The sequence below is a fragment of the Streptosporangium sp. NPDC004631 genome, assembly GCF_053601935.1.
The window spans coordinates 1-26,916 of the sequence record NZ_JBSGCR010000010.1; the positions used below are offsets into that span (position 1 = coordinate 1).

Consider the following 26,916-nt stretch of genomic DNA (forward strand, 5'->3'; position numbering starts at 1 on the left):
CCGGGTTCGCCTGCACGGCGTGCGGGCACACCGCGCACGCCGACGTGAACGCGGCGATCAACATCCTCAGGGCAGGGCTTGCCCTTCGCCGGGCTACGGAAGCGGCTTAGCGAGAAGCCGCCCCCTTCAGGGAGCGGAGGAGTCACACGCCTAGAGTACTGGCCCGCATACCGCCCGCCACAATCGTGATCGCACCGGCACCCCGCCCACCCCCTTAAACCTCACGTATACCGCAATGTCGTATATGTCTTCACACGGCTCCACATATAGGAGGTTTCGCACCAGGCCGATAATCTCGACGCATGACCACTTCCGCAGCCGCGCTCGACACCATCCGTTACGAAGTGGACCGGTCCCTCAAGGAATTCGTCGACCGGCAGCGGCCTCAGGTCAGCGCCCCGGAGCTGGCTCCGTTGATCACCGCCGTCGAGGAGTTCGTGTCCGGCGGCAAACGGCTGCGGCCCGCGTTCTGCTACTGGGGCTGGCGCGCCGCGGGCGGCGGCGACGACCCCGCCCTCTTCACCGCCGCCGCGTCACTCGAACTGCTCCAGGCCAGCGCCCTGGTGCACGACGACGTGATGGACGCCAGCGACCTGCGCCGGGGCATGCCGTCGGCGCACCGCAGGTTCCAGGCGCTGCACGAGAAGGAGCGCTGGCGCGGCTCGGCCGAGCAGTTCGGGGAGGGCGCGGCGATCCTGCTGGGCAACCTGATGCTCGTCTGGTCCGGCGAGATGTGGCGCGGCAGCGGCCTGCCGCCGGACTCCCTGGCCGCGGCCCAGAAGGTCCACGACCACATGCGCACCGAGATCATGTGCGGCCAGTACCTGGACCTGCTGGAGCAGGCCCACTGCGAGAACACCTTCGACAGCGCGCTCCGGGTCGCCCTCTTCAAGAGCGGCAAGTACTCGGTGGAGCAACCGCTCCGGCTCGGCCTGGTGCTGGCCGCCGAGGGGCGTGAGCCGTGGATCGACCGGCTCTGCGAGGGGTACGGCCAGCGCGTCGGCATCGCCTTCCAGCTCCGCGACGACATCCTGGGGGTGTTCGGCGACCCGGCGGAGACCGGCAAGCCCGCCGGGGACGACCTGCGGGAGGGCAAGCGGACGATGCTCATCGCCCGCGCGCTCGCCACCGCCTCCCCGGCCCAGGCGGAGACGGTGCGGACCACGCTCGGCGACCCGGAGCTGGACGGGGCCGGGGTCGGCCGTCTGCGCCGGATCATCGAGGAGACCGGCGCGCTCGCCGCCTGCGAAGACATGATCAAAAGCTATCTGGAGAACGCCCTGGTCTCGCTGGAGGACGCCCCGATCACCGCGGAGGCCCGTACGGCCCTGACCGCTCTGGCGGTGGCCGCGACATCCCGGCGCACCTGAGGGACGTCCCGGCCGGGGACACCGGAGACGGGGGGCGGGGGTGGTCAGCCGCCGGTCAGCCGCCGGCGGAACTCCCCCGCGACCGCCTTCGGGTCGTCGGCCTCGGTGATGGCCCGCACGACCACGACCCGGCGCACGCCGTACGACATGACCTCGTCCAGGTTGCCGAGGTCGATGCCGCCGATGCCGAACCAGGGCCGCTCCGTGCCCAGGGCCGCGGCGTGCCGCAGCAGGCCGGGGCCGGGTGCGGACCGGCCCGGTTTGGTGGGCGTCGGCCAGATCGGGCCGCAGCAGAAGTAGTCGACCCCGGGCTCGACGGCCGCCGCCGACACCTCCTCGGGGGCGTGAGTGGAACGCCCGATGAGGATGTCGTCGCCGAGCAGGTCGCGCGCCACCGGCACCGGCAGGTCGCCCTGGCCGAGGTGGAGCACGTCGGGCCGGGCCGCGTAGGCGATGTCCGCCCGGTCGTTGACCGCCAGCAGCCGGCCGTGCCGGTCGCACGCCTCGCGGAAGACCTCAAGGAGCGCGAGCTCCTCGCGCGCCTCAAGGCCCTTCTCGCGCAGCTGAACGATGTCGACGCCGCCCGCCAGGGCGGCGTCGAGGAAGTCGGCCAGGTCCCCCCGGTCGCGGCGCCCGTCCGTGCAGAGGTAGAGGCGGGCGTCAGAAACCGAGGGCCTGGGCACGTCTCTTGACCTCGGTATGGCGGCCCGCGACGATCGCGTCCACCGGGGACCCCGGAAGGGTCTCGTCGGGGGTGAAGAGCCAGCGGAGCGACTCGACGTCGTCGTATCCGGCGTCCAGCAGCACGGTGAGCGTGCCCGGCAGCCCCTTCACGACGTCGTCGTCGGCGAGGAACACGGCCGGAACCTGTGGTTCGCCACCGCCCCTTCGCACTCCGATGAGCTTGCGGTCCTTGAGAAGTTGCTTCGCGCGACCGGCGCTGAGGTTGAGCCTTCTGGCCACCTCGGTCAAGGTGAGCCACTCGCCCACCAGCTGGTCGGTCTCCCGGTCGATCTGCGCAACAGAAAGCGTCACGAATCCACCACTACCACATCGAGCCCTTCGCCAAACCCCGGGCGGCGAGGTTACGCCACCGTGCAGTCGCGCAACGCTACCGCAGGGTCGGCCAGGCGATCGACGTCGAGCCGCTGCCCGCCCTCGATGAGACGGCGTCCCTGGAGCAGGTCGCGGGGGCGGTTCACCGCGAGCACCGCGGCGAGCCTGTCGTCCTCGGCCATCCAGCAGACCCCCCACCTGACGTCGGCGGCCGGGTCGCCGCGCAGCACCGGACGGCCGCCGCCGTGGTGACCGGCGTACTGCACCATGTGGCCGAACTGCTCGGACCAGAAGTAGGGCACCGGGTCGTAGACCGCGTCGCCGCCGAGCAGCGCGGCCGCGGCCACCTCGGGGGCGCTCAGCGCGGTGTCCCAGTGCTCGACCCGGAGGCGGCGGCCGTAGCGGCGCGACCACCAGGCCGCGCAGTCGCCCACCGCGACCACCCCCGGCAGCGAGGTGCGCAGGTGCTCGTCGGTGACGACCCCGTCGTCGAGCTCGATGCCGGAGCCGGCCAGCCACTCGACCGAGGGCCGCACGCCCACGCCGGTGACGACCACGTCGGCCTCGATCCTGGAACCGTCGGCCAGGGTCGGCCCGCCGAGGTCGACGGAGGCGACCGCGGTTCCCAGGCGCAGGTCCATGCCCGCCTGGGCGTACCAGGAGGCGGTGTGCGCGCCGACGGGACCGAGGGCCGCGGCCAGCGGGCCGGCTCCGGCCTCGACGACGGTCACCTCGCAGCCGGCCCGGCGGGCCGCGGTGGCCACCTCGGCGCCGATCCAGCCGGCGCCGATGACGACGACCCGCCTGCCCGCGGTGAGCAGGGCGCGCAGCGCGAGCGCGTCGTCGATGGTGCGCAGCACGTGCTGCGGCCCCTCGCCGCGCAGCCGGATCGGGCGCGCCCCCGTGGCGATGACCAGCCCCTGGTAGGACAGCTCTCCCTCGGTGGTCTCCACCACGCCGGGGCGCAGTCCCTTGGCCGCCACCCGGGGGCGGAAGTCGACCTCCAGGGCGTCCAGGTCCGAGTCCACGATCGTGGAGTCGGTCCCGCCCAGCAGGACGGACTTCGACAGCGGCGGGCGGTCGTAGGGACGGTGTGCCTCCTCGCCAATCAACGTGATCGTGCCGGCGAACCCTCGGGCCCGTAACGCCTCGACACTGCGCACGCCGGCCAGGCCGGCGCCAACCACCACGACATGATTCACAACTCACGAGCCTAAACGCCCAGGCCGACCCTCTGCCATTGGCTGTTTGATAACGAAAACGGTATTTAGCTCGCATCCGCCGCAGTGAGTGTGTTGTACCAACCCTTAGGGTGGAAGCGAACAAGACGCGCGGGAGTCCGGAACGCACCGGGCTGAGAGGAGGGCTACGGAGCGGCGGAGAGCGCCGCGAGCCGATGACGTGCGGAGAAGACCGCGCCGGGCAGGCGCGGATCGGCACGGAACCGGCGAGCGACGGTCCGGGCGCGACCGTAAGCGGGCCCTCGACCGCCACGAACCTGATCCGGGTCATGCCGGCGAAGGGAGCGGAGCACGCATGGCACATCACCGCGACACATTCGACCTGCTCATCGTCGGCGGGGGCGTGATCGGGCTGTCGGTGGCGTGGCGCGCGGCCGGAAGAGGCCTGAGGACCGCGGTGGCCGACCCCGCCCCCGCCTCGGGGGCCTCGCACGCGGCGGCGGGCATGCTGGCGCCGGTCAGCGAGGTCACCTACACCGAGGAGCCCCTCCTGCGGCTGGGCCTGGCCTCCCTGGCCAGATGGCCGTCCTTCGCCGCCGAGCTGGCCGCCGAGGGGGGCCTCGACCTCGACTACCGCGCCGACGGAACCCTGGACGTCGCCTTCGGCGCCGACGACCTGGCCGCGCTGGACGACCTCGCCGCGTTCATCGACAAACTCGGGCTGCCCGCCGAGCGCCTTACCGGCCGCGAGTGCCGCCGCCTGGAGCCGATGCTCGCGCCGTCCGTCCGCGGCGGCCTGCTGGCGGGCGGCGACGCCTGGGTGGATCCCAGAAGGGTCACCAGGGCGCTCCTGGCCGCCTGGGAGCGGCTGGGGGGCGTGCTGATGCGTTCCCGGGTGACCGGACTGGAGACGGCCTCCGGGGCGGTCTCCGGGGTACGGCTGGCGACCGGCGAGACCGTCGGCGCCGACCGGGTGATCCTGGCGGCCGGGGCCTGGTCCCCGACGCTGGAGGGGCTGCCGCCCGAGGTGGTGCCGCCGGTGCGGCCGATCAAGGGCCAGATCGTACGGCTGCGCTCCCCGGCGCCCCTCCTGGGGCGGTGCGTGCGCGGCGTCGTGCACGGCTCGCACGTCTACCTGGTGCCGCGCGGCGACGGGGAGCTCGTGGTCGGGGCCACCCAGGAGGAGATGGGCTTCGACACCCGGGTGACGGCCGGAGGGCTCTGGGAGCTGCTGCGCGACGCGAGGGAGCTCGTCCCCGGCGTCACCGAGCTGGAACTCTCCGACGTGGTCGCCGGGCTGCGCCCCGGCACCCCGGACAACCTGCCGCTGGTCGGCCCCACCCTGCTGCCCGGGCTCTCACTGGCCACGGGGCACCATCGGGGCGGGGTGCTGCTCGCCCCGCTCACCGCCGATCTCTGCCTGGCCGATCTCCGCCCCGTCGGCCCCGCCGGTCCCGGCTCCGGCTCCGGCTCCGGCTCCGGCGAGACGGACGGCGAACTGTCGGCGATCTGCTCTCCCCTCCGTTTCCAGGAGCACCGCCGACCTCCTCTCCAGGCTCTCCGGGGCTGAAGCCCGGGCTCTCCACACTCCAGGAGCACCATTGAACGTGACGATCAACGGCGCGATCCACGAACTGCCCTCCGGGGCCACCGTGACGCAGGCCGTACAGAGGCTGACCGGGGTCAGGAGCGGCGTGGCCGTGGCCGTGAACGGCGAGGTGGTCTCGCGCGGCGCGTGGGACTTCACCCCGCTCGCGGAGGCGGACCGGGTCGAGGTGCTCACCGCGGTACAGGGAGGTTGAGGGACGTTGAACGACATGGGTGACGATCTGACCATCGGCGGGGAGAAGTTCTCCTCCCGGCTCATCATGGGCACCGGCGGCACCCCCTCACTTGAGGTGCTGGACCAGGCGCTCGCCGCCTCGGGCACCGAGCTGACCACGGTCGCCATGCGGCGGCTGGACCCCACCGCGCGGGGGTCCGTGCTCGACGTGCTGCGCGGGCGCGGCATCAAGGTCCTGCCGAACACCGCCGGATGCTTCACCGCCGGGGAGGCGGTGCTGACCGCGAGGCTGGCCAGGGAGGCGCTGGAGACCGACTGGGTCAAGCTGGAGGTCATCTCCGACGAGCGCACCCTGCTGCCGGATCCCATCGAGACCTTCGACGCCGCCGAGCGGCTGGTCGCCGACGGGTTCGTCGTGCTGCCCTACATCGGCGACGATCCCGCCCTGGCCCGCCGTCTGGAGCAGGCGGGCTGCGCGGCGGTGATGCCGCTGGGCGCGCCGATCGGCTCGGGATTGGGCATCCGCAACCCGCATAACATCGAGCTCATCGTGGAGTCCGCGAAGGTGCCGGTGATCCTCGACGCCGGGATCGGCACGGCGAGCGACGCGGCCCTGGCGATGGAGCTGGGCTGCGACGCGGTCCTGCTGGCCACCGCGGTGACCAGGGCACAGCGGCCGGACCTGATGGCCCAGGCCATGCGCTCGGCGGTCGTCGCGGGCCGGCTGGCCCGGCTGGCGGGGCGGATCCCGCGCCGCCGCTACGCGGAGGCGTCCTCCCCCATGGTTCCGTAGGAAACAGTCAACTTCTCCGCATCGGTTTGGAACAGCTGGACCCTGCGAGCGCCAAATCGCCCGTAAACTCTGCCGGGTGGACACGACGCTTACGGACCCCCTGGTCGGGAAACTCCTGGACGGGCGTTACCGCGTTGAGTCCCGGATCGCCCGGGGCGGTATGGCAACCGTCTACCTGGCTCTGGACGTCCGGCTCGACCGTACGGTCGCCGTGAAGGTGATGCACCGCTCCCTCGCCGAGGACCCCTCGTTCGTGCGGCGGTTCATCGGCGAGGCCAAGTCGGTGGCAAGCCTGTCGCACCCCAACGTGGTGCACGTCTTCGATCAGGGGACCGACGGGGACAACGTCTACCTGTCGATGGAGTACGTCCCCGGGCGCACCCTGCGCGACGTGCTCCGCACCCGGGGCAGGCTGCCCGCCCGCGAGGCCCTTGAGGTCATGATCCCGGTGCTCGCCGCGCTGGGCGCCGCGCACCAGGCGGGGCTGATCCACCGGGACGTCAAACCGGAGAACGTACTGCTCGCCGACGACGGGCGGATCAAGGTCGTGGACTTCGGCCTGGCCCGTGCGATCGAGGCGACGAACCAGACGCGGACCGGCGTCATGATCGGCACCATCGGCTACATGTCACCCGAGCAGGTGACCGCCGGGTCCGCGGACGCCCGCAGCGACGTCTACGCGGCCGGGATCATGCTGTTCGAGCTCCTCACGGGCCGCCAGCCGTACGAGGGCGACACGCCGATGTCGGTGGCCTACCGGCACGTGCACGACACCGTGCCCGTGCCCTCGGCGCTGCTGCCGGGCACCTCTCCGCTGCTGGACACGCTGGTGGCCCAGGCGACGGCCCGCGACCCCGCGAACCGCCCGGTGGACGCCACCGCGCTACTGGTCGCCGCGGTGGAGGCGCACCGGATGCTGCCCAGGGAGAGCGGCCCCGTGCCGTCCGTCCCCGGCGGTCCCGCGCGGAGCCCGGCCGCGGCACCGCCGCAGGCCAACCACACCCTGATTCAGCCGCGCGGCGAGATGCCCACCGGCCCCGCCTCCGACCTGGCGTCCCCGCCCCTTCCCCCGGCGCGGACCGAGAGGTTCACCCCGAACCGGTTCGTGATCGCGCTGGCCGTGGTGATGGTGATCGCGGTCGGGGTGACCGGCTGGCTGTTCTCCCAGAACACCTTCATCACGGTGCCCCTCCTCATCGGCAAGAACGTCACGCTCGCCGAGGGCGAGGCCCGGCGGCTCGGCTTCGTCGTCGAGGTTGGCAAGCCGGAGTACGACGAGAAGGTGCCCAAGGGCAACGTGATACGGACCGACCCGGTGGCGGGCACCGAGACGGACGAGAAGTCCAGACTCCTCCTCATCACCTCGGCGGGCCCCAAGCGGATCGCCGTGCCCAACGTCGTGGGCATCAGCGAGGCCGAGGCCAGGTCGAAGCTGGCCGAGGCCGGGCTGGTCGTCGACAAGGTCAGGAAGCTGCCCAGCGAGACCGTACCGCGTGGCCAGGTGATGCGGACCAGTCCCGCCGTGGGAAACCAGGTCAGGGAGGGCAGCAAGATCGATCTGGCGATGAGCGCCGGTCTGGTCGCCCCCGACCTCCAGGGCATGCTCCGCGACCAGGCCGACTCCTTCCTGCGCGGCGCCGGCTTCGTGCCCGAGTTCGTGGAGCAGACCGACTCCGCCCAGCCCTGCACGGTCATCGCCCAGGATCCGCAGCCCAACGCGGAGATCGACAAGGGCGCCGTCATCCGGCTCACCCTGTCCCAGTGCGACAACGGCGAGTGGCACTGGCCGTGGGAGAACAACGGTGAGAACGTCACCGACGGCAGCCTCATCGTCGTCCCGAACGTGATGTTCAAGGACGTCAAGGCGGCCCGCGACGAGTTGCGCGCCTCGGGGGTGAAGGTGCGGGTGCGCAAGGGGCTGGGCAGGGGCCGGGTCCTGGCCCAGCGCCCGCCGGGCGGTCAGCAGGTCCCACCGGGGACCGAGGTGACCCTCTGGCACTGATGGCACCGAGCCGCCCGTGCTCCGCCCACCGTGTCCCCCCGCGGCCGAGACCCGCGACGGCGGCGTCTCCCGGTCCGCCCGGCACGGCCGGCCGCCGGAAGGGCGGCCTCCCGGCCGCGGCGGGCGTCCGGACTCGCGTCAGAGATGCCTCTCCGCGACCCTGCGGGCGAGCCGTTCGAGCAGCGGGCCCGCGTCGGAGACGCATCGGGCCGGGTCGGGTTCGATGTCGGTGAGCGCGTAGGCGGCGGTTATGCCCGCCGCGTTCAGCTCCTCGTCGCCGAGGGCGCGGCGGCCGCAGACCGCGACGACGGGGACGCCCGCCTTGGCGGCCGCGGCCGCGACCCCCGCGGGGGCCTTGCCCCGCAGCGTCTGCTCGTCCAGCGAGCCCTCACCGGTGACGACCAGGCGGGCGCCCCTGAGCCGGTCGTGGAAACCGAGCAGGTCGAGCAGGTGGTCGATCCCGGGCCGGAACTCGGCCCCCAGGAAGGCCAGGGCGGCGAAGCCCGTCCCTCCGGCGGCACCCGCGCCCGGCTGGGCGGCCACGCCCATGGGGCGGACCACACCGTCGTGCTCGATGGCGCCCACCAGCCCGTGGGTGTGCGCGGCGACGGCGGCGAGCCTGGCGAGGGCCCGCTCCAGCAGTTCCACGTCCCCGGGGCCTGCCCCCTTCTGCGGCCCGTAGACGGCGGCGGCGCCGTACGGGCCCAGGAGGGGGTTGTCCACGTCGGCGGCGACGACGAACTCGACACCGTCCATAGCGACAAGTCCTGATTTATCAATTTTTTCCAGGTTGAGCAGGGCGGCACCGCCGGGTGGCAGCTCCCGCCCGGCGGCGTCCAGGAAACGGACGCCCAGCGCCCGCATCATGCCCGCGCCGCCGTCGGTGGAGGCGCTGCCGCCGAGCCCGAGCACGATCCGCCGCGCGCCCCGCCGTACGGCATGGGCGATCAGCTCACCGGTGCCGTGACTCGTCGCGGTCAGCGGCGCCCGCTCGACCTCACCGGCCCCGGAAAGCCCCTCCCGGACGGTCGGCAACCGCCGCAGGCCGGACGCCTCGGCCAGTTCCACGACCGCCGTCGGCACATCTCCGCCGACGGGGGCGGTTCCGGGAGCCCCGGTGTCCCCGGGGAGGCCGGAGGCTCCGCTGTCGCGCCAGGCGTAGGCGGCGCGGACCGGGTTGCCGACGGGACCGGTGACCTCGACCTCGACGCGGGTGAACCCGCAGGCCACGACCGCGTCCACGGTGCCGTCACCGCCGTCGGCCACCGGCAGCGTGACCGTGGCGACGTCCGGGCCGAGGCCCGCGGCCACATGGGCCGCGACCTCGACCGCGGTCAGTGACCCCCTGAACTTGTCCGGGGCGATGACGACGTGTCCCGACGAGTGAGACAACCCTGCTCCCTTGATAGGAAAAGGCCGGGCAGGCGACCCCGCCGACGCGGGGGGGAGCCCGGCACACCGAACGACCATCATCACACCCGGACGGCCGGGACTCACGCCACGGTCGGGCGCGGCGGGCGGCGGTGGTCACGGGGACGCCGCCTTCCGTGCCGCGGCGAGCCGTACGGCGTCGAGGATCTTCTCGTAGCCGGTGCACCGGCACAGGTTGCCCGCCAGTGCCTCGCGGATCTCGGCGTCGGAGGGCCGCGCGATCCGGGCGATGAGATCGTGGGCCTGTACGACGAGGCCTGGGGTGCAGAAGCCGCACTGCACGGCCCCGCACTCGATGAAGGCCTCCTGGACCGGGTCGAGCCGGCCCCCCTCGGCCAGCCCCTCGACCGTGCGGATCTCACGTCCCCGCGCCTGACCGGCCGCGACCAGGCAGGCGCAGACGGGGAGACCGTCGAGGTAGACCGTGCAGGAGCCGCACTCGCCCTGCTCGCAGGCGTTCTTGGAGCCGGGCAGGCCCATCCGCTCGCGCAGGACGTACAGCAGGCTCTCGCCCTCCCAGACGTCGTCGGCCGTCTCCTCACGGCCGTTGACGGTGAAACCGACTCGCATCAGCCGGCCCTCCTGTCGAAGCTCCCCGATCGCAGGTCGTGCCAGGCCCAGGTCAGGGTACGCCGTGCCATCACGGCGACGGCGTGCCTGCGGTAGGCGGCGGTGCCTCGGACGTCGTCGATCGGCGAGGTGGCCCGCGCGGCCAGCTCACCGAAGCGGGTGAGCAGCGCGGGGGTGAGCCCGGCGTCCCAGTCGAGCTCCGCGGCGAGGAACTCCTCGGCCGCGACGGCCCGGCGGGGGGTCGGGGCGGCCGAGCCGACGCCGGTGCCGACCCGCCGCTCACCGGGGTGGAGCGCGAGCGCGAAGGAGCAGACGGCGATCACCATGGCGTTGCGGGCGCCGACCTTGGAGAAGTACTGGGGGCCGCTCGCCGGGCTCATCCAGAACGCCCGGATCAGCTCGTCGGCCTCCAGGGCGCTGTGCTTGACACCGAGGTAGAACCCGGCCGCGGGGATCATCCGCACGCCCCGGGCCGCGGACTCGACCTCGACGACGGCGTCCCCGGCGAGCAGCGGCGGGTGAGCGTCCCCCGCGGGCGAGGCGGCGCCGAGGTTGCCTCCCACGGTGCCCCGGTTGCGGATCTGCGGTGAACCGACCGTCCGCGCGGCCTGCGCCAGGCCGGGGAGCAGGTCCCCGAGCTCGGTGATCAGCCGCGCGTACGGCACGCCCGCTCCGACCCGCAGCCGTCCGTCCGCCTCACGGGTCCACCGGGCGAGCTCGGCGACCCGGTTCAGGTCAAGCAGCGCGGGCGGGCGGCGGACGTCGAAGTTGAGCTCGACCATGACGTCGGTGCCGCCCTGGATGGGAACCGCCTCGGGCAGTCCGGCCTTGGCCGCCAGGGCCTCCGCCCACGTGGCGGGCTGCAGGAACTCCATGGTCGCCGGGCCCCCCGGGGTGGAATTCGTCTGGGACATGTGAGCAGTACACACACCGCTGCCACGCCGGGTCCAGCACCGAGAACCCCCAAGTGCGGCAGAGGCCTCTCCCAGGTTTCCGTATCCAGCCACAAAGCAGGACGATCCGGACAGTCTCCCGGACTTGGCGGCGGAGCCCTGGCCGCTGACGGCGGCGGTGACGGCGGCCGGGGGAACGCTGATGGCGACACCTAAACTGGCACCACCATGACTTCTCTTTCTCTCATCGGCGGACACGTCTCCGTGACCGGTGGACTTGCCAGAGGCGGCCTGCGGTGCGCCTCGGACATCGGCGCCGAGATGATCCAGGTGTTCGTCACCAACCCCCGGGGCTGGGCGCTCGCCGCGGGCGATCCCGTCCAGGACGCCGCGCTGCGCGACTCGGGCATGCTGTCCTTCACACACGCGCCGTACCTCGTCAACATGGGTTCCCCCTCTCCGGAGACGCTGGAGAGGTCGGTGGTCACCGTACGGCACAGCCTGTTGCGCGCCCACGCGATCGGGGCCAGGGGCGTGGTGGTCCACACCGGGTCGGCGGTGAGCCAGTCCCGCGACGCCGCGATGCGCCAACTGCGCGAGCACCTGCTGCCCCTGCTGGAGGAGATCCCCGAGGATGGCCCGGATCTGCTGCTGGAGCCGATGGCCGGCCAGGGCGCGATGCTCTGCGCGACCGTCCAGGACCTCGAACCCTATCTGGCGGCCCTTGAGTGGCACCCGAAGGCGGGCGTCTGCCTGGACACCTGTCACGCCTTCGCCGCCGGTCACGACCTGTCGACCCCCGAGGGGGTCCGCGAGACCCTCGACGCCCTGCACGCGCTCGCCCCCGGGCGGCTCAGGCTGATCCACGCCAACGACTCCAAGGACGCGTGCGGCTCCAGGAGGGACCGGCACGAGAACATCGGCGCGGGCCACATCGGAGCCCTGCCCTTCGCCCTCCTGATGAGCCACCCGGTGGCCGCCGGGGTGCCGCTCTGCATCGAGACTCCGGGCGGCGCCGAGAAGCACCGCGAGGACATCGAGACGCTGAAGAAGCTCCGCGACGGCGTCCGGCCGCCGACCGGCTGAGGTCGGCGGCCTCGAAGGTGGGACGGACCGCCCGCCGTTCGCGATCCGGCCGCCCCCGTGTGGCCGGATCACGGTCCGGCCCGCGGGCTAACGCGGGCGGTCCGTCCCACCGGAGGTCGCCGGGCCCCTCCCCCGGTTCAGGGCCCGGCAGCGGGTGACCGTGTCCACTGCCACCCGGAGGGTTCCGCGCTCCAGGTCCTGTCCGAGCCTCGCGGCTCCGACTCCCCGATGCGGCGGGTTTGGCTCTCCGATGAAGGGAACACTAGAGGGACGCCCGGGGGGGCGACCCCTCCTTCACCACCGGCGCGATTAACGGTCAGTAGTCATCGACGTACGGGGGGCGACGGCGCGATGAGCGGCCCGGACCGGACGACGAGCGGTCGGCTTCCGGACCGGCGGGCCTCCACCACCCCGGACCGGCGGACCGGCGGCTACCGGGGCGAGCCGGGGGGTGGGTGGCGGTCCTGGATCTGGCGGACGAGTTGCTCGCGCACCCGCCGGGTGTGGCGGCGGCTGACCGGGAGCGTCTCCGTGCCCACCCGCAGCGTCACCCGGCCGCCGTCGAAGTTCATCTCGCTCACGTGCCGGGTCGAGACCAGCGTGCTGCGGTGCACGCGGATGAAGCCCGCCCCGGCCCAGCGGCGCTCCAGCGCGGCCAGGGACATGCGCACCAGGTAGTTGCCGTCCACGGTGTGCAGCCGTACGTAGTCGCCCTTGGCCTTGGCGAATCGGACCGCCTGCTGGGCCACGAACCGGGTACGGCCGCCCAGCTCGACCGGGATGACGTCGTCGGGGTCCGGCTCGCCGGTCGTCGCCGCCGCGCACTCCAGACGCCGTACGGCCTCCGCCAGCCGGTCGGGCCGGACGGGCTTGAGGAGGTAGTCGACCGCCTCCAGCTCGAAGGCCCGGACCGCGCAGTCCTCGTGGGCGGTGACGAACACCAGCCGGGGAGGGTTGGGGAAGCCGGCGATGAGCCGGGCCAGGTCGAGGCCGTCCAGGCCGGGCATCCGGATGTCGAGGAAGACCCCGTCGAGCCGCTCGCCCGCGCCGATCATCTGGACCATGACCTGGAGCGCGGCCACGCCGCCGGAGGCGGTCGAGACGTGCTCGATGCGGGAGTCCCGGCGGAGGAGGTAGGCCAGCTCCTCCAGCGCGGGGACTTCGTCGTCAACGGTCAGGACTCGCAACATGGCCCCACGCTGCCCGCAAACCACGCCCGCCGCAAGGGACGCGCTAACTTTAGGTAATATTTTGACTACAAATAGCTATTTCCGGCGGGGAGACTTGGGTAAGCGCAGTCGGACCGTGGTGCCCGCGCCGAGCGCGGTCTCCACCACCAGGCCGTAGTCCTTGCCGTAGATGTGCCGGAGCCGCACGTCCACGTTGGCCAGGCCGATGCCGCCCTCGCCACGCTCCTGGCGCGCGCCGTCGAGCAACAGCCTGGCCCGTTCGGGGTCCATGCCCAGCCCGTCGTCCTCGACGGTGACGTGGGCCTCGCGACCGGCGTCCCAGGCCAGCACCCGCACCTCGCCGGAACCACCGGTGGCGGCCATGCCGTGTTTGATGGCGTTCTCCACGAGCGGCTGCAGGCAGAGGAACGGGACCGGCACCGACAGCACCTCGGGCGCCACCCGGACGGTGAAGCGGAGCCGCTCACCGAACCTGGCCCGTTCCAGCAGCAGGTAGCGGTCGACGCAGTGCAACTCGTCGGCCAGGGTGGTGAAGTCCCGCTCGCGGCGGAACGCGTACCGGGTGAAGTCGGCGAAGTCCATCAGCAGCTCGCGGGCCCGTTCGGGATCGGTGCGGACGAACGAGGCGATGGTGGTCAGCGAGTTGTAGATGAAGTGCGGGGAGATCTGCGCGCGCAGCGCCCGCGTCTCGGCCTCCATCGCCCGCTGCCGCGAGGAGTCGAGTTCGGCCAGTTCCAGCTGGCAGGAGACCCAGCGGGCCACCTCGGTGACGGTGCGGACCAGCGCGGGGCCCACCTCGGCGTCGTAGGCGGCCAGCGCGCCGACCACCCGGCCGTCCACGGTGAGCGGCACGATGGCCGCGGCCCGGATCGCGCACCCCGGCGTGCCGCAGGTGAGCGCGCCCCCGGTCACCACCCGCGAGCGGCCCGAGGAGAGCACGGTGCGGGCGTGCTCCGGCGCGTGATCGCGGTGGCAGTCCGCCTCGCCGTCCCAGGCGAGCACTCCGTCGGCGTCCGTGACAGCGATCGCGCTGGTGCCCAGGAGCGTGCGCAGGTGGCGGATCGCCTTGCGGGCGGAGTCGCGCGTCAGGCCGGCGCGCAGTGACGGAGCCGCCAGCGCGGCGACGTGGAGGGTGGCGAAGGTGGTCTCGTCCGGCAGGCCGCCTCCCCCCGAATGGCGTGGAGAGGCCTGTCGCCGGCGGGGCAGGATGAATCCCAGGAGAGTGCTGACGGCGCAGAGCAGCGCCCAGACACTGGTCGACATGCGGAAAACCGTAGTCAACCCCGGCTGTCAATCAGGGGAGAATACCGATCACGGTGGCCCTTCACCCGGTTCCTCCTGATAGGAGTAACGCTGCTCCCGCCAGGGGTCGGCGACGTTGTGATAGCCGCGCTCCTCCCAGAAGCCGCGCCTGTCCTCCAGGAGATACTCCACGGCGCGCACCCACTTGACGCTCTTCCAGGCGTACAGGTGCGGGACGACCACCCGGACGGGGAAACCGCGCTCCGGGGAGATGGGCCTGCCGTCCAGCTCCAGGGCGAACAGCGTGTGGGGGCCGGCGAAGTCGCTCATCCGCACGTTGGCGCTGTAGCCGTACTCGGCCCAGATCATCACGTGCCTCACCTCCGGGGCGGGCGGAGCCAGCTTCATCAGGGTCTCCGCGGACACCCCCCGCCACTCGTTTCCCATGATCGAGAACTTCGTGACGCAGTGGAAGTCCGCGATGACCGTGGTGCGCGGCAGTTCGGAGAACCGCTGCCAGTCGAACCGGTGCGCCCCGCCCGAGGCGGTCGCCCCCATGACCTGGAACTCCCACGTCGCCGGCCGGAAGGTGGGCACCCGCCCGTAGTGGATCACCGGGTGTCCCCGGGGGACGTACTGACCGGGAGGCAGGCGGGTCTCCTCCCCTGAAGGTTCGGACTGCTCCACCACCACTCCCCTCGCCGGTTCACCGGTTCCGACTACAGGGGGCAATCCTGCCATCGCGCCTCCAGCTCGTCGGCGGCGGCCACCTGGTAGCGGCCCCGGACCGCCGAGGCGGTCCCGGCCGTGCGCTACTATTGCCCGCGATGCGTACTGCGTTCTGGTTTTGGTATGGCGACGGACCCGTGGGTCGGACCGTTCGCCGCCAGATGCTGCGCTGACAGCCAGGCGAACGGAAGGCCCCGGGTCCGGATTACGGACCCGGGGCCTTCTGCTTTCACGGACCCCTTGGTCGAACAATCGGAGGAGAGACATGGTCATCGTCATGGGCCCCGACGCCACGCAGAATGACGTCGAGGCGATCGTCGAGGTCATCGGCACGGCGGGCGGCGACGCGTTCGTCAGCCGGGGGGTGAGCCGTACGATCATCGGCCTGGTGGGCGACGTCGACCAGTTCAGCGCGCTCGACCTGGGCGGGATGCGCGGGGTGGCCGACGTGATGCGGGTGACGACCCCGTACAAGCTGGTGAGCCGGGACAACCATCCCGAGCGGTCCACGGTCCGGGTCGGCGGCGTGCCGATCGGCCCCGGCACGGTCACCCTGATCGCCGGCCCGTGCGCGGTGGAGACTCCGCAGCAGACCCTGCAGGCCGCCGAGATGGCAAAGGCCGCCGGGGCCACCCTGCTCCGTGGCGGCGCCTACAAGCCGCGCACCTCTCCCTACGCCTTCCAGGGGCTGGGCGAGGCGGGGCTGCGCATCCTCGCCGACGTGCGCGAGCAGACCGGGCTGCCCGTGGTGACCGAGGTCGTGGACGCCCACGACGTCGAACTGGTCGCCTCCTACGCGGACATGCTGCAGATCGGCACCCGCAACGCGCAGAACTTCGCGCTGCTGCAGGCGGTCGGCGGGATCGGCAAGCCGGTCATGCTCAAGCGCGGTATGAACGCCACCATCGAGGAGTGGCTGATGGCCGCCGAGTACATCGCCCAGCGCGGCAACCTCGACATCGTGCTGTGCGAACGCGGCATCCGCACCTTCGAGACCGCGACCCGCAACACCCTCGACATCTCCGCGGTCCCGCTCGCCCAGCGCCTGTCCCACCTGCCGGTCATCGTCGACCCGTCCCACTCCGGCGGCCACCGGACCCTGGTCCTCCCGCTCACCCGCGCCGCCATCGCGGTCGGCGCCGACGGTGTGATCATCGACGTCCACCCCCACCCCGAGCAGGCTCTCTGCGACGGCCCCCAGGCCCTGGTCGACGGCGACCTGGCCGAGCTCGCCGAGGTGATGCGCGACTTCCCGCCGCTGCTCGGCAAGACCGCGACCGGCGACGCCCTCACCTCCGCCTGATCCCCCTCCGCCTCATCCGCCCCTCCGCCCGACCTCCGTCCACGCCCCCGTCACGGGCGTCCGTGTTCGCGGGTACGGCCGGCGCCACAGGCCGCCGGCCGTACTCACCAGTAACCATACTCATGGGTAACTAAGTATTTCCCCCCACGCGCGACACCGGGCCCGGCGTGAACCCTTGATTCCATGACCAAAGCGATTCAGGTGAGGCACACCAACGCCTTCTACCTCCAGTCGGTCCTGTCCTTCGGCGTCTCCGTCTCGGCGGTCGCCGTCGGGCTCGTCTACCTCCCGGTCGAGACCTGGGTCCGGGCCTTCCTGGCCATCGGCGTGCTGTACGTCGTCACCTCGACCTTCACCCTGGCCAAGTGCGTCCGCGACCGCCAGGAGCTCACCGACGTCACCACCCGCGTCGACCAGGCCCGCCTGGAGAAACTCCTCACCGAGCACGACCCCTTCAAAGTCGACTGATCTCTCTCGGCCCGGGGCGGGTCAACGGTCGAGTTTGTATTCCTGGAGGGAACCGGCCAGCTGGACGGCGAGCTCCTCGGCGTCGAGGCGGCGCTCGATCTGCTTCAGATCGGCGATCTTCGCGGCGGTCTCGGCCCGGCGGGGGGCCAGGAGGGTGCAGCAGTCCTCGTCGGGGAGCTCGGAGATCTCCAGGGTCCCGATGCGGCGGGCCTCGGCCATGATCTCGGTCTTGTCGAGGCCGATGAGCGGGCGCAGGATCGGCAGGTCGACCGCGTCGTCCTGGGCGGTGATGTTCTGCAGGGTCTGGGAGGAGACCTGGCCCAGGGAGTCACCGGTGATCAGCGCTCTGGCCCTGAGCCGGCGGGCGACCTCCTCGGCGGTCTTGAGCATCAGACGGCGCTGGGAGATGACGGCGAGCCGCTCCTGACCGGAGGCCTTGATGGACTGCTGGGCCTTACCGAAGGGGACGACCCACAGGCGGGACCTGCCCTGGAACCTGTCCAGCGCCCGGACCAGCGCGTACGCCTTGTAGATGGACTCCGACGTGGTGAACGGGATGCCGGAGAAGTGCAGGAAGTCGACCCGCAGGCCGCGGCGCATCATCCGGTAGGCCGCCACCGGGGAGTCGATGCCGCCGGACATCAGCACCAGGCCGCGGCCGCTGGTGCCGACCGGAAGGCCGCCCTGACCGGGCTGCCCGCCGGTGAAGACGAACACCTCGTCGCGGTCCACCTCGACGGAGACCACCAGGCCGGGGTTCTTCAGGTCGACCGGCAGACCGTAGATGTCGTTGAGCTCCCCGCCGACCGAGCGGTCGAGCTCCATCGAGGTGAGCGGGAAACGCTTGTCGCGGCGGCGGGAGCGGACCGCGAAGGAGACACCGCGTCTGACGTCCTCCCGGTCGGCCAGCAGCTCGATCGCGGCCTTGGTGACCGCCGAGGGGTCCTTGGCGACCCGCCAGGCCCGGTGGATCCAGACCAGACCGGGAACGTAGCCGACGCGCTCGGCGACCGCGTCGGCACGCTCGACGCCGGAGCCCTCGGGGAGGAAGAGGGCGATGACACCGTGCCGCTGCCGTACGTCCACCTTGAAGTCGAGGTCCTTGAGGGCCGCCTTGATGTTGGCCTGCAGGGTGCGCTCGAAGATCTCGCGGTTGTTTCCCTTGAGGACGACCTCGCCCAGTTTGAGCAGAACGCAGGGCTCGCCCAAGGCGGACATGGTCATGGTGCAACCTCCGGTGGAGCTCTGAGGGGAATGTGGGGCTATCGCCAAGTGTCGCGCGCGATCGGGTAAAGGCAATGCCCGCGCCTGTAACTTTAGTCGGCCCTACGACTCGTCAAGTCCTTGCTCTATGGCGTAGCGGACCAGCTCGACGCGGTTGTGGAGCTGCAGCTTGTTCAGCGTGTTCTGGACGTGGTTCTGCACGGTCCGATGGGAGAGCACGAGACGCTCGGCGATCCGTCTGTACGACAGGCCCTTGGCGACCAGGCGGAGCACCTCGGTCTCCCGCTCGGTCAGGCGCGGCCCGGCGGCGGGGACGGGCTGGGCGGCCAGCCTGCGGTACTCCCCCAGCACGAGCCCGGCGAGCCCCGGGGTGAACACCACATCGCCCTCGGCGGTGCGCCGGACCGCGTCGAGGAACTCCTCCTTGCTCGCCGATTTCAGCAAATATCCGGATGCGCCTGCCTTGACGGCCTCCAGCACGTCCTCCTGCTCGCCACTGGCCGACAGCACCAGCACCCGGGGCTGCGGCTCGGCGGCGGCCAGCCGCCTGGCCACCTCCACCCCGGGCAGATCGGGCAGCCGCAGGTCCAGGACGACCAGTTCGGGCCGGGCCGCGGCGAGCACGCGGAGCGCCTGGCGGCCCTCGCCGACGGCCGCCACGACCTCGTATCCGGCCTCGGTCAGATCCCTGGCCACGCCGTCCCGCCACATCGGGTGGTCGTCCACCACCATCACACGCATCCGACAAGCCTATTGAGGCCGCCCGGCCACCGGAACGGACATCTCGACCTCGGTTCCCTCGCCGGGGACGGAGAACACGGTGACCGTGCCGCCCAGATCGGCGATCCGGCCCCTGATGGACTGGGCGACGCCGAGCCGCCCACCGGCGGCGGCCTCCTCCAGGCGCCCCGGGGGAATGCCCGGCCCCTCGTCCCTGACGGTCACGGTGACCACGCTCCCCTCGCCCTCGGCGAAGACCCAGGCGGGGGCCTGCGGGCCACAGTGCCTGGTGACGTTGTCCAGGGCGGCGCCGACGGCCGCGGCCAGCTCCCCGGCCGCGGCCGCGGGCAGGGTCAGCGGCGTCGCCGGGGCCGAGACGGTGACCGAGGCGGAGCCGTACACCTGGAGCAGGGCGCGCAGGTCGGCGGTTCCGGCGGCGGACGGCTCCGGGCGGAGCCTGACCAGCTCGCGCAGCGCCGTCTCCTGCTCCCCGGCGAGCCTGCCCAGCTCGGCCGCCTCTCCGCCGATCTCCTGCCCCCGGCGCTGGACCAGGGCGAGCACCTGGAGCACCGAGTCGTGGATGCCCCGGGCGATCCGCTCACGCTCCCGCCCGGCGACCTCGATCTCGATCGCCCGCTGAAGGCGCTCCTCCGCCCGCCTCGCCAGCCGGGCGACGTGCCCCACCAGCACTCCCGCGAGGAAGAGCAGCACGGTCCCGTTGATCGGCAGGGTCTCGAAGTCCGGCCCGCGCACGCCGCGGAGCCAGAGGTCGGCCAGTGAGACGATCAGGGCGGCCACGGCTCCCGCCCGCCGCCCGCCGTACACGCCCCAGGCCAGCACGGCGCCACCCATCCAGGTACCGGTGATCGGCAGGCTGCCCGCCCGGTAGACGCCCTGCACCAGCGGGGTGGCGAGCAGACAGCCCAGCGTGACGAGCATGTCGGCGACGAGCAGCGGCCGGCCGCGGAGCTCCTCGACCGAGTAGGCGAAGACCGTCGCCACGGTCCAGAGGGCCATGAAAGCGATGACCAGCCAGCCGGTCGCCGGGTGGGCGTACCCCCCGGCGCGGATGAGCAGAACCGCCGCGTATCCGAGAGAGGCGACACGGAAGACCGCGACGGTCCGCCAGAACGGACCCTCTATTCCCGTCACGGCCCCGACCCTACCGTCGTGCTGGACGGTGCCTACCTGTAATAATGCACCGATTTCCCGCTGATGGAGAACTAGAACATGTCCCATGTAGACCACTTCTCATACGGCCTGCTCACCCCCGTACTGGCATATCTCATGTCGGCCGTCGGGTGCATGCTCGGCCTTTTGCTCACCGCCAAGGCCAGGACGGCCACGGGGTCGGCCCGGGCGCGCTGGCTGATCGGCGGAGCCCTGTCCATCGGAGGCACCGGCGTCTGGGTCATGCACTTCATCGCCATGATGGGCTTCGCCGTGGGCGGCGGCCGGATCCGCTACGACGTGCCCCTGACGATCGGCTCGGCGGTCCTGGCGATGATCGTCGTCGGCGCCGGCCTGTTCCTGGTCTCCCGGGGAAACGCGGGGTTCGGCGCGCTCCTGCTCGGCGGGGTGCTCGCCGGTCTCGGTGTGGCCGGGATGCACTACCTCGGCATGTTCGCGATGAACATGTCGGCACACGTCTCCTACGACCCGGCGCTGGTCGCGCTCTCGGTGGTGATCGCGATCGTCGCCTCCACCGTGGCGCTCTGGTTCACCCTGCGGGTCAACGGCGCGCCCGCCACCGGCGGCGCGGCACTGATCATGGCGGTCGCGATCTCCGGTATGCACTACGTCGGCATGTTCGCGCTGGAGGTGCAGCCCCGCGTCTCCACCGTGCCGGTCACCGGCGCGCGCGGCGTCGACTTCCTGCTGCCCGTGCTGTCCGTGGTGAGCCTGCTCACGCTCGGCCTGCTGCTGGCCGTCATCCTGTCGCCCTCGGAGCAGGAGATGCGCGACGACGCCGAGCTGATCGCCCAGCTGGAGCACCTGCGCGACGGGCGGCCGGGCGCACCGGCGGCCCCCGCCGAGACGCCGAGGCGCCCCTCGCTGTTCGACTCCACCGGCGATTGACGGGAGGACGAGGGGTTGATGTACGGCTTGCGTCATCGCGGGCCGCTCAGCCGAGACGCAAGCCGTACACGGAGGGGGTTACAGGCGGCCAGCCGCCCATGACACGAAGCTAGGGCCGGGCGCTTGCAGAACGTTTGCAAGGCGATAGGGGGCCGCCGCGGCCTTCGACCGGGGGGACTCCCCTCGTCACGCCCGGAGGCCCCGGGTGTCAGCCGAAGAAGACCTCGGCCTCCTCGTATCGGCTGACCGGCACGGTCTTCAGCTCCTTGGTGGCCTCGTCGAGGCCTACCGTGACCACGTCGGTGCCGTGCAGCGCGACCATGGCGCCGAAGCGGCCCTCGTGCACGGCGTCGATGGCGTGCAGGCCGAACCGGGTGGCGAGCACCCGGTCGAAGGCCGTGGGCGTGCCGCCGCGCTGGATGTGACCGAGCACGGTGGTGCGGGCCTCCTTGCCGGTCCGCTTCTCGATCTCCTTGGCGAGCCTCTCCCCGATGCCGCCGAGCCGGACGTGGCCGAAGGAGTCGAGCTCGCCCGCCTGCAGGGCGGTCTGCCCCTCGATCGGGTGGGCGCCCTCGGCCACCACGATGATCGGCGCGTAGCGGGTCTTGAACCGGGACTCCACGTAGGCGCAGACCCGGTCGATGTCGAAGGGCTTCTCCGGGATGAGGATGACGTTGGCGCCGCCGGCCATGCCCGCGTGCAGGGCGATCCAGCCCGCGTGGCGGCCCATGACCTCGCAGATCAGGGCGCGATGGTGGGACTCGGCGGTGGTGTGGAGCCGGTCGATGGCCTCGGTGGCGATGTTGACCGCGGTGTCGAAGCCGAAGGTGTAGTCGGTGGCGTTGAGATCGTTGTCGATCGTCTTCGGCACGCCGACGACCCGCACGCCCTTGTCGAAGAGCTGCTTGGCGACGCCGAGCGTGTCCTCGCCGCCGATGGCGATCAGCGCGTCGACCCCGTTCGCCGCCAAATTGTCCTTGATCTTCTCAACGCCGCCCTCGATGGTCATCGGGTTGGTCCGCGACGAGCCGAGGATCGTGCCGCCACGCGGCAGGATGCCCCGCACGGCCTGGATGTCCAGCGGCATGGTGTCGCCTTCGAGCGGCCCGCGCCAGCCGTCGCGGAATCCGACGAACTCATAACCGTAGACGCCGGCGCCCTTGCGCACGACGGCGCGGATAACGGCGTTCAGGCCGGGGCAGTCGCCGCCCCCGGTAAGCACTCCAACACGCATGACATCCTCCGACAGTGGTTCCGCGGCAAAGTGGTGGTTGCGAGACAAGATGGCCAGACTAAGCGGGGTAGCGCGGCCGGCGGGGGTCCCGGCCGCCGACGCACCGCATTCTGCCCACAGAAGAGGCCAATGGTCTAGACCAAAATGAAGGAGTCCTCCTATGTCCGTTCTCGCCATCGACGCCGGCACGACGGGGGTCACCGCGCTCGTCGTGACCGAGGACGGCCGTGTCGACTCCCGGGGGTACCGGGAGTTCGCCCAGTACTTTCCCGAACCCGGCTGGGTGGAACATGTTCCGGAGGAGATCTGGCAGGCCACGCTGGCCGCCTGCCGTACCGCGCTGGACCGGGCGAGCACCGTCCCGTCCTGCGTGGGGATCACCAACCAGCGCGAGACCGTCGTCCTGTGGGACTCCGCCACCCTCGCCGCGACCCGCCCGGCGATCGTCTGGCAGGACCGCCGCACGGCGGAGATCTGCGCGCGACTGCGCGAGGCGGGGCACGAGCCCGGGGTGGCCGCGCTGACCGGGCTGCGGTTGGACCCGTATTTCACCGCTTCCAAGCTTACCTGGCTGGGTGAGCACGACCCCAGGTCATGGTCGGCCGTGACCTCGGGAAACGCCGTCGTGGGCACGGTCGACTCCTATCTGGTGGCGCGGCTGACCGGCGGCGCCCGGCACGTCACCGACGCCTCCAACGCCTCCCGCACACTGCTGTACGACCTCCGGGCCGGCGGGTGGTCGGCGGAGCTGTGCGAGCTGTTCGGGGTGCCTGTGGGCGCTCTGCCGGAGATCGTGCCGAACCACGGTGAGATCGGCCGGACCGACCCCGCCGCCTTCCTCGGCCTGGACCTGCCGATCGGCGGCATGGCCGGCGACCAGCAGGCCGCGCTGTTCGGGCAGACCTGCTTCTCCCCCGGCGACGTGAAGTGCACCTACGGGACGGGATCCTTCGTCCTGATCAACACCGGGGCCGAGCCCGTCAGGTCCGACGCCGGACTGCTGACCACCGTGGCCTGGCAGACCCCGTCCGGCGAGATCACCTACGCCCTGGAGGGCTCGATCTTCGTCACCGGCGCCGCCGTGCAGTGGCTCCGCGACGGGCTGGGGCTGATCGACACCGCGCAGGAGTCCGAGGCCCTGGCGCGCACGGTCCCCGACAGCGGCGGCGTGGTGTTCGTGCCCGCGCTGACCGGTCTCGGCGCGCCGCACTGGGACCCCGGCGCCCGGGGCACCGTGCTCGGCATCACCCGGGGCACCACCCGCGCCCACCTGGTCCGCGCGACGCTGGAGGCGATCGCGTTCGAGGTGCGCGACGTGGTGGAGGTCATGACCGGCGCGGCGGGCCTGCGGGTGCCCACGCTGAAGGCGGACGGCGGCGCCAGCGGCAACGACCTGCTCATGCAGCTCCAGGCCGACCAGCTCGGCACTCCGGTCGAGCGGCCCGCGGTCCGGGAGACCACCGCGCTGGGGGCGGCGTTCCTCGCAGGGCTCGGCACCGGCGTCTGGTCCTCCACGGACGAGCTGCGCGAGACCTGGAGCCTGGAGCGGCGTTTCGAGCCCGGCGTTCAGGACGGCACGGCGTACGCCCGCTGGCTGAAGGCGGTGGACCGGGCCCGCTCGTGGGTGTAGTGCGATCCGTGCCTCCGGTGGCCGTCACGGTCGGGCCGGCCGTCAGGGGCGCGGCCCTCGTCACGGCGGCGGTCGCGGTCACCGTCGCGGCGGCCGTCCGGGCGGCCGTCGCGGTCACGGTGGCCGTCGCGCCCGCGGAGGGGGCCGGCCAGGCCCAGGGGCGTGAGGTTGTCCCGGGCCGGGTGCTCGTGCGCGGCCGGACCGGCGGCGAAGGCCCGCAGAATGTTCGTGGTGGCCCTGCGGACGAAGAGTCCCGCCCGGTCGGTGACGCCGTGGCCGCAGCGGGAGCCGCGCATCGCGCACACCCAGCGCATCGTGCCGGAGCTGAACACCCCGGCACCGCTCGGCGCGGTGTAGTAGGCGCTGTGCGCGGTGGTGGCCCGGCCGCCGCAGTCGACCGGGGAGATCGACAGGATCTCCATCGGGCGGGGCACCCCCGGGAGGACCTCGTCGGTCTCCACCCCGGCCATGCCCGGGAAGGCGGTACCGCGTCTGACCCCGGTCCCCTCGAAGATCCAGCTGTCGGCGCGGTGGACCACATAGGCGGCCTCGGCGGGGAAGCAGTTGTACATCGGGCCGGTCAGCGAGCTCTCCGGCTCGCTCTCGCGCCACCGGTCGGTGGTCGGGTCCTCCGCCGCGTCCTTGTGGCAGACGATCATGCGGTCGCGGCCCATCGGCGTCGCGGCGAACCGGATCCGCCAGTAGACGGCGTTGGCACCGAGGAAGGCGACGTTGGTGCCGTGGTCGCGGGCGGCCTCCACGGTGCGGCGCATGCGGGTCGACCAGTACTCGTCGTGGCCCAGGGAGACCAGGCCCCGGGCGCCGTCGAGAACACGCGGATCGCTTTCGAGCTCCAGGTTGGTGATGTAGGCCAGCGGGACGCCGCTGTGCTCGGCGACCTCGATCGCGTCGCGCTCCAGGTCCAGGAAGAGCCGGGCGCCCGAGGTGTCGTAGGGACGGTCGAAGCTGACCGCGCGGGACCTGTCCTCGAAACCGCCGGGACCCAGGTAAAGGCTGCGACCGCCCCAGAGGTTGTACGCCTGCCAGGTGGTGACCGCGTTGACGACGACCACGCGCCCCTGGGTCGAGGCGGACCTGACCGTGAGCGGGACGTAGCGCTGACCTCCGGTGGCGGCGTCCAGCCGGATCAGGTAGGAGCCCTCGGGCCAGCCGGTGGTGTCCACCTCGGGACCCGGCCGCCAGTGACCGGCGGTCACCGCCCGGGTCGCGGCGATCGTCCTGGACCGCTCCTGCCTCTCCCCGGGGGTCTTGGCCGACTCCCAGACCATCCGGGCGCCGGCTCCGCCGTACCAGCCCATCCGGAAGGCCCGGGCGGTGTAGTGGTCGGCGGTGGTCGAGACGTACAGCCGGAACGGCTCACCCGGTAGCACGCTCACCCGGTCGGCGAAGCCCTCGATCTCGTGTTCGGCACCGCGGTTGGTCACCCGCCAGCGCGGATCGCCCTCCTTGGCGTTCTCCGCCACGGTGGCGTTGCCGGGGGTGCCGGTCGGGGCGGGGACGGCGGTCGCGCCGGGCGCGCCCGCGGCCCCGGCGCCCGCCGGGGTGGGGTTCTCCACCGGAGAGGCCGGGGAGGCCAGGGAGGAGGGCACCGGTGAGGGCAGGCCCGCAGGCGAGGGGATCGCCGCGGGCGGGCCGGGTGCGCGGTCGGCGACGACGGCGCAGCCGACGACCACCGCGGTCGCCGTCAGTGTGATCGCCAGATGCGTGGACGCTCGGAACATGGTCACCAGCATGACCCCCCACAGGGCCTCTCACCTGCGACTTGGCCGGTTCTTGGCCGCACCACGGCCCCACGACGGCCCCGATGCGGGCTCGGGATGGGCTCAGGGCGGGATCAGGAGAGCGGCAGCACGCAGGTGGGGGTGTCGACCGCGAACACCTCCGCGCCCGGCCGGGGGATCCCGTCCTTCAGCTCCAGTACGGCGACGCCGCCGGAACGCTGGTTGGCCACGTACATCCGGCCGTCGGCGACGGCGAAGTGCCTGGGCCAGACCCCGCCGCAGGCGACCTCCGCGATCGGGTCCAGGGTGAGCGGGGAGAGCACCGAGATCGTGTCGGGCCCCCGGTTGGCGACGTAGACGAGCCCGTCGGACACCTCCAGGTGCGAGGGGCGGTTACCGCAGGCGGCGCCCGAGGTGGTGGCGGCGACGGCCCGGACCTCGCGCCAGCCGTCGTCGTAGACGCGGACCGTGCCGTCCGACTCCCCGGTCACGTACCAGTGGTCCCCGGAGCGGGCCATGTGCCGGGGGCCCATCCCCCGGGCCAGCGGTACCGGGCCCTCGGGGTGCGGCGCCACCTGACCTTCGACCAGGTAGCGGCGGATCTCGTCGGCGCCCAGGTCGGCCACGTACAGCACGCCGTCGGGGCCGAAGACGGCCTGGTGGGCGTGGGCGCCGGCCCGGTAGGGGAAGGTCCGCACCTCGCAGGTCAGGAGACCGAGTCCGTCGATCCGGTGCACGGTCACCGTGCCGTCGCCGTAGTTGGCCACCGCGAGCAGCGTGCCGGACGGGTCGACGGCCAGGTGACAGGGGAACGAGCCGCCGCTCGGCCGCTGGGCCAGGGGGACCGGCGCGCCGCGCCCGGCGCGGGCGAAGACGCCGACCGTGCCCCGCTCGCCCTCTCCCACGGCGTACAGGATCGGCAGCCGGGGGTGGGCGGCGAGGAACGACGGGCCCGAGGCCGGGGTGCCGCCGAGCCGCGCGAGGCTTCCCAGCTCCACAACGGTGATCCCCACCCCGGATCCCCCGGTGTCCGGGGTGTACCCGCCGATGTACGCAAGCTCAGCCATCATGCTCCCGCCGCCGGATCGGGCGGTCCGCGCCGCCCGAAGACTCGTCATCCGTTCTCGACCAGTCTGCGAACCTAGCGCAGTCATCCCCCAGGCTGGACACGGGTGTCCCACGGACGGCTT

Annotated in this window: 26 protein-coding genes; 11 read left to right on the plus strand and 15 right to left on the minus strand. The window is 72.3% G+C overall.

The genetic code is table 11. The features are described 5' to 3' along the window. Together ACWEF2_RS12580 and ACWEF2_RS12585 are read left to right on the plus strand one after the other, a co-directional pair. Positions 1–110 (plus strand): zinc ribbon domain-containing protein (locus tag ACWEF2_RS12580; protein ID WP_453814947.1); only part of this gene is annotated, 110 nt, incomplete at its 5' end. 192 nt (positions 111–302) lie between these two features. Further along, a complete protein-coding gene (locus ACWEF2_RS12585) occupies positions 303–1,370 on the plus strand; it encodes a polyprenyl synthetase family protein (protein WP_453814626.1) in 1,068 nt (355 codons plus the stop codon). A gap of 44 nt (positions 1,371–1,414) precedes the next feature. Here the strand turns inward: ACWEF2_RS12585 and thiE are convergent, their stop codons facing one another. The 3 genes from thiE to ACWEF2_RS12600 are packed head-to-tail and all read right to left on the minus strand — an operon-like array spanning position 1,415 to position 3,616. Next, entirely contained in the window at positions 1,415–2,053 is a 639-nt protein-coding gene (gene thiE, locus ACWEF2_RS12590) for a thiamine phosphate synthase (protein WP_355589850.1), read from the minus strand. Then, positions 2,031–2,405: an Rv2175c family DNA-binding protein gene (locus tag ACWEF2_RS12595; RefSeq protein ID WP_453814628.1), complete on the minus strand. Its 375-nt coding sequence runs from the start codon at positions 2,403–2,405 to the stop codon at positions 2,031–2,033. The genes thiE and ACWEF2_RS12595 overlap by 23 nt, the downstream gene beginning before the upstream one ends. 50 nt (positions 2,406–2,455) lie before the next feature. Next, a complete protein-coding gene (locus ACWEF2_RS12600) occupies positions 2,456–3,616 on the minus strand; it encodes an NAD(P)/FAD-dependent oxidoreductase (RefSeq protein ID WP_453814630.1) in 1,161 nt (386 codons plus the stop codon). 346 nt (positions 3,617–3,962) lie between these two features. Between ACWEF2_RS12600 and thiO the strand changes: the two genes are divergently transcribed. The 4 genes from thiO to pknB all read left to right on the plus strand — a co-directional run bounded on the left by thiO (position 3,963) and on the right by pknB (position 8,185). Beyond that, the gene (gene thiO, locus ACWEF2_RS12605) at positions 3,963–5,177 is read left to right on the plus strand and encodes a glycine oxidase ThiO (RefSeq protein WP_453814632.1); all 1,215 of its coding nucleotides are present in this window, start codon (positions 3,963–3,965) and stop codon (positions 5,175–5,177) included. A gap of 37 nt (positions 5,178–5,214) precedes the next feature. Next, positions 5,215–5,409, plus strand: a complete 195-nt coding sequence (gene thiS, locus ACWEF2_RS12610) for a sulfur carrier protein ThiS (RefSeq protein WP_453814949.1) — start codon at positions 5,215–5,217, stop codon at positions 5,407–5,409. 15 nt (positions 5,410–5,424) lie between these two features. After that, a complete protein-coding gene (locus ACWEF2_RS12615) occupies positions 5,425–6,183 on the plus strand; it encodes a thiazole synthase (RefSeq protein WP_355589835.1) in 759 nt (252 codons plus the stop codon). 76 nt (positions 6,184–6,259) lie between these two features. Next, positions 6,260–8,185: a Stk1 family PASTA domain-containing Ser/Thr kinase gene (pknB, locus tag ACWEF2_RS12620; RefSeq protein ID WP_453814634.1), complete on the plus strand. Its 1,926-nt coding sequence runs from the start codon at positions 6,260–6,262 to the stop codon at positions 8,183–8,185. 138 nt (positions 8,186–8,323) lie between these two features. On the opposite strand, the gene ACWEF2_RS12625 is transcribed toward pknB, so the two are convergent. The 3 genes from ACWEF2_RS12625 to ACWEF2_RS12635 all read right to left on the minus strand — a co-directional run bounded on the left by ACWEF2_RS12625 (position 8,324) and on the right by ACWEF2_RS12635 (position 11,061). Then, positions 8,324–9,577: a glycerate kinase gene (locus ACWEF2_RS12625; RefSeq protein WP_453814636.1), complete on the minus strand. Its 1,254-nt coding sequence runs from the start codon at positions 9,575–9,577 to the stop codon at positions 8,324–8,326. A gap of 135 nt (positions 9,578–9,712) precedes the next feature. Further along, on the minus strand, positions 9,713–10,186 hold the full coding sequence (locus tag ACWEF2_RS12630) for a (2Fe-2S)-binding protein (RefSeq protein ID WP_453814638.1): 474 nt from the start codon (positions 10,184–10,186) through the stop codon (positions 9,713–9,715). Further along, positions 10,186–11,061 (minus strand): FAD binding domain-containing protein, encoded by an 876-nt coding sequence (locus ACWEF2_RS12635; RefSeq protein WP_453814951.1) that lies wholly within the window; start codon positions 11,059–11,061, stop codon positions 10,186–10,188. Before ACWEF2_RS12635 ends, ACWEF2_RS12630 begins: the two co-directional genes overlap by 1 nt. A gap of 246 nt (positions 11,062–11,307) precedes the next feature. Here ACWEF2_RS12635 and ACWEF2_RS12640 point away from each other — a divergent pair, with 246 nt between their 5' ends. Then, a complete protein-coding gene (locus ACWEF2_RS12640) occupies positions 11,308–12,165 on the plus strand; it encodes a deoxyribonuclease IV (RefSeq protein WP_453814640.1) in 858 nt (285 codons plus the stop codon). A 431-nt stretch (positions 12,166–12,596) separates the two neighbouring features. On the opposite strand, the gene ACWEF2_RS12645 is transcribed toward ACWEF2_RS12640, so the two are convergent. The 3 genes from ACWEF2_RS12645 to ACWEF2_RS12655 all read right to left on the minus strand — a co-directional run bounded on the left by ACWEF2_RS12645 (position 12,597) and on the right by ACWEF2_RS12655 (position 15,287). Further along, positions 12,597–13,355, minus strand: coding sequence for a LytR/AlgR family response regulator transcription factor (locus ACWEF2_RS12645; protein WP_453814642.1), 759 nt, complete (start codon positions 13,353–13,355; stop codon positions 12,597–12,599). 75 nt (positions 13,356–13,430) lie between these two features. Next, a complete protein-coding gene (locus tag ACWEF2_RS12650) occupies positions 13,431–14,618 on the minus strand; it encodes a histidine kinase (RefSeq protein WP_453814644.1) in 1,188 nt (395 codons plus the stop codon). A gap of 48 nt (positions 14,619–14,666) precedes the next feature. Then, positions 14,667–15,287 carry a molybdopterin-dependent oxidoreductase gene (locus tag ACWEF2_RS12655; protein WP_453814953.1) on the minus strand — a complete coding sequence of 207 codons (621 nt, stop codon included), beginning with the start codon at positions 15,285–15,287 and terminating at the stop codon, positions 14,667–14,669. Positions 15,288–15,591: 304 nt separating this feature from the next. On the opposite strand from ACWEF2_RS12655, the gene aroF reads away from it, so the two are divergent. Together aroF and ACWEF2_RS12665 are read left to right on the plus strand one after the other, a co-directional pair. After that, positions 15,592–16,629 (plus strand): 3-deoxy-7-phosphoheptulonate synthase, encoded by a 1,038-nt coding sequence (aroF, locus tag ACWEF2_RS12660; RefSeq protein WP_453814646.1) that lies wholly within the window; start codon positions 15,592–15,594, stop codon positions 16,627–16,629. Between the two features lie 183 nt (positions 16,630–16,812). Beyond that, complete coding sequence (locus tag ACWEF2_RS12665) at positions 16,813–17,097, plus strand: YiaA/YiaB family inner membrane protein (protein WP_453814648.1); 285 nt, start codon at positions 16,813–16,815, stop codon at positions 17,095–17,097. 21 nt (positions 17,098–17,118) lie between these two features. Here the strand turns inward: ACWEF2_RS12665 and thiI are convergent, their stop codons facing one another. From thiI to macS, 3 genes are all read right to left on the minus strand, one after another. Next, a complete protein-coding gene (gene thiI, locus ACWEF2_RS12670; RefSeq protein WP_355589799.1) occupies positions 17,119–18,321 on the minus strand; it encodes a tRNA uracil 4-sulfurtransferase ThiI in 1,203 nt (400 codons plus the stop codon). Between the two features lie 102 nt (positions 18,322–18,423). After that, complete coding sequence (locus ACWEF2_RS12675) at positions 18,424–19,053, minus strand: response regulator (protein WP_453814955.1); 630 nt, start codon at positions 19,051–19,053, stop codon at positions 18,424–18,426. An 18-nt stretch (positions 19,054–19,071) separates the two neighbouring features. Further along, a complete protein-coding gene (gene macS, locus ACWEF2_RS12680; protein WP_453814650.1) occupies positions 19,072–20,193 on the minus strand; it encodes a MacS family sensor histidine kinase in 1,122 nt (373 codons plus the stop codon). A 78-nt stretch (positions 20,194–20,271) separates the two neighbouring features. On the opposite strand from macS, the gene ACWEF2_RS12685 reads away from it, so the two are divergent. Continuing rightward, on the plus strand, positions 20,272–21,120 hold the full coding sequence (locus ACWEF2_RS12685) for an MHYT domain-containing protein (protein ID WP_453814652.1): 849 nt from the start codon (positions 20,272–20,274) through the stop codon (positions 21,118–21,120). Between the two features lie 208 nt (positions 21,121–21,328). On the opposite strand, the gene ACWEF2_RS12690 is transcribed toward ACWEF2_RS12685, so the two are convergent. Beyond that, positions 21,329–22,354, minus strand: coding sequence for a 6-phosphofructokinase (locus ACWEF2_RS12690; RefSeq protein WP_453814654.1), 1,026 nt, complete (start codon positions 22,352–22,354; stop codon positions 21,329–21,331). Between the two features lie 160 nt (positions 22,355–22,514). Between ACWEF2_RS12690 and glpK the strand changes: the two genes are divergently transcribed. Next, positions 22,515–23,984 (plus strand): glycerol kinase GlpK, encoded by a 1,470-nt coding sequence (glpK, locus tag ACWEF2_RS12695; protein ID WP_453814656.1) that lies wholly within the window; start codon positions 22,515–22,517, stop codon positions 23,982–23,984. Here the strand turns inward: glpK and ACWEF2_RS12700 are convergent. Next, positions 23,921–25,726, minus strand: coding sequence for a N,N-dimethylformamidase beta subunit family domain-containing protein (locus tag ACWEF2_RS12700; RefSeq protein WP_453814956.1), 1,806 nt, complete (start codon positions 25,724–25,726; stop codon positions 23,921–23,923). The genes glpK and ACWEF2_RS12700 overlap by 64 nt on opposite strands. 113 nt (positions 25,727–25,839) lie before the next feature. Continuing rightward, complete coding sequence (locus ACWEF2_RS12705; RefSeq protein ID WP_453814657.1) at positions 25,840–26,793, minus strand: lactonase family protein; 954 nt, start codon at positions 26,791–26,793, stop codon at positions 25,840–25,842. Positions 26,794–26,916: the final 123 nt, after the last annotated feature.

Coding starts and splice junctions, on each gene's coding strand:
- ACWEF2_RS12615 (WP_355589835.1), top strand. CDS start 5,425: ATGGGTGACGATCTGACCATCGGCGGGGAGAAGTTCTCCTCCCGGCTC.
- aroF (WP_453814646.1), top strand. CDS start 15,592: ATGGTCATCGTCATGGGCCCCGACGCCACGCAGAATGACGTCGAGGCG.
- ACWEF2_RS12705 (WP_453814657.1), bottom strand. CDS start 26,793: ATGGCTGAGCTTGCGTACATCGGCGGGTACACCCCGGACACCGGGGGA.
- ACWEF2_RS12685 (WP_453814652.1), top strand. CDS start 20,272: ATGTCCCATGTAGACCACTTCTCATACGGCCTGCTCACCCCCGTACTG.
- thiI (WP_355589799.1), bottom strand. CDS start 18,321: ATGACCATGTCCGCCTTGGGCGAGCCCTGCGTTCTGCTCAAACTGGGC.
- ACWEF2_RS12585 (WP_453814626.1), top strand. CDS start 303: ATGACCACTTCCGCAGCCGCGCTCGACACCATCCGTTACGAAGTGGAC.
- ACWEF2_RS12665 (WP_453814648.1), top strand. CDS start 16,813: ATGACCAAAGCGATTCAGGTGAGGCACACCAACGCCTTCTACCTCCAG.
- glpK (WP_453814656.1), top strand. CDS start 22,515: ATGTCCGTTCTCGCCATCGACGCCGGCACGACGGGGGTCACCGCGCTC.
- ACWEF2_RS12645 (WP_453814642.1), bottom strand. CDS start 13,355: ATGTTGCGAGTCCTGACCGTTGACGACGAAGTCCCCGCGCTGGAGGAG.
- ACWEF2_RS12650 (WP_453814644.1), bottom strand. CDS start 14,618: ATGTCGACCAGTGTCTGGGCGCTGCTCTGCGCCGTCAGCACTCTCCTG.
- thiO (WP_453814632.1), top strand. CDS start 3,963: ATGGCACATCACCGCGACACATTCGACCTGCTCATCGTCGGCGGGGGC.
- ACWEF2_RS12635 (WP_453814951.1), bottom strand. CDS start 11,061: ATGGAGTTCCTGCAGCCCGCCACGTGGGCGGAGGCCCTGGCGGCCAAG.
- ACWEF2_RS12700 (WP_453814956.1), bottom strand. CDS start 25,726: ATGTTCCGAGCGTCCACGCATCTGGCGATCACACTGACGGCGACCGCG.
- ACWEF2_RS12630 (WP_453814638.1), bottom strand. CDS start 10,186: ATGCGAGTCGGTTTCACCGTCAACGGCCGTGAGGAGACGGCCGACGAC.
- ACWEF2_RS12675 (WP_453814955.1), bottom strand. CDS start 19,053: ATGGTGGTGGACGACCACCCGATGTGGCGGGACGGCGTGGCCAGGGAT.
- ACWEF2_RS12690 (WP_453814654.1), bottom strand. CDS start 22,354: ATGCGTGTTGGAGTGCTTACCGGGGGCGGCGACTGCCCCGGCCTGAAC.
- ACWEF2_RS12640 (WP_453814640.1), top strand. CDS start 11,308: ATGACTTCTCTTTCTCTCATCGGCGGACACGTCTCCGTGACCGGTGGA.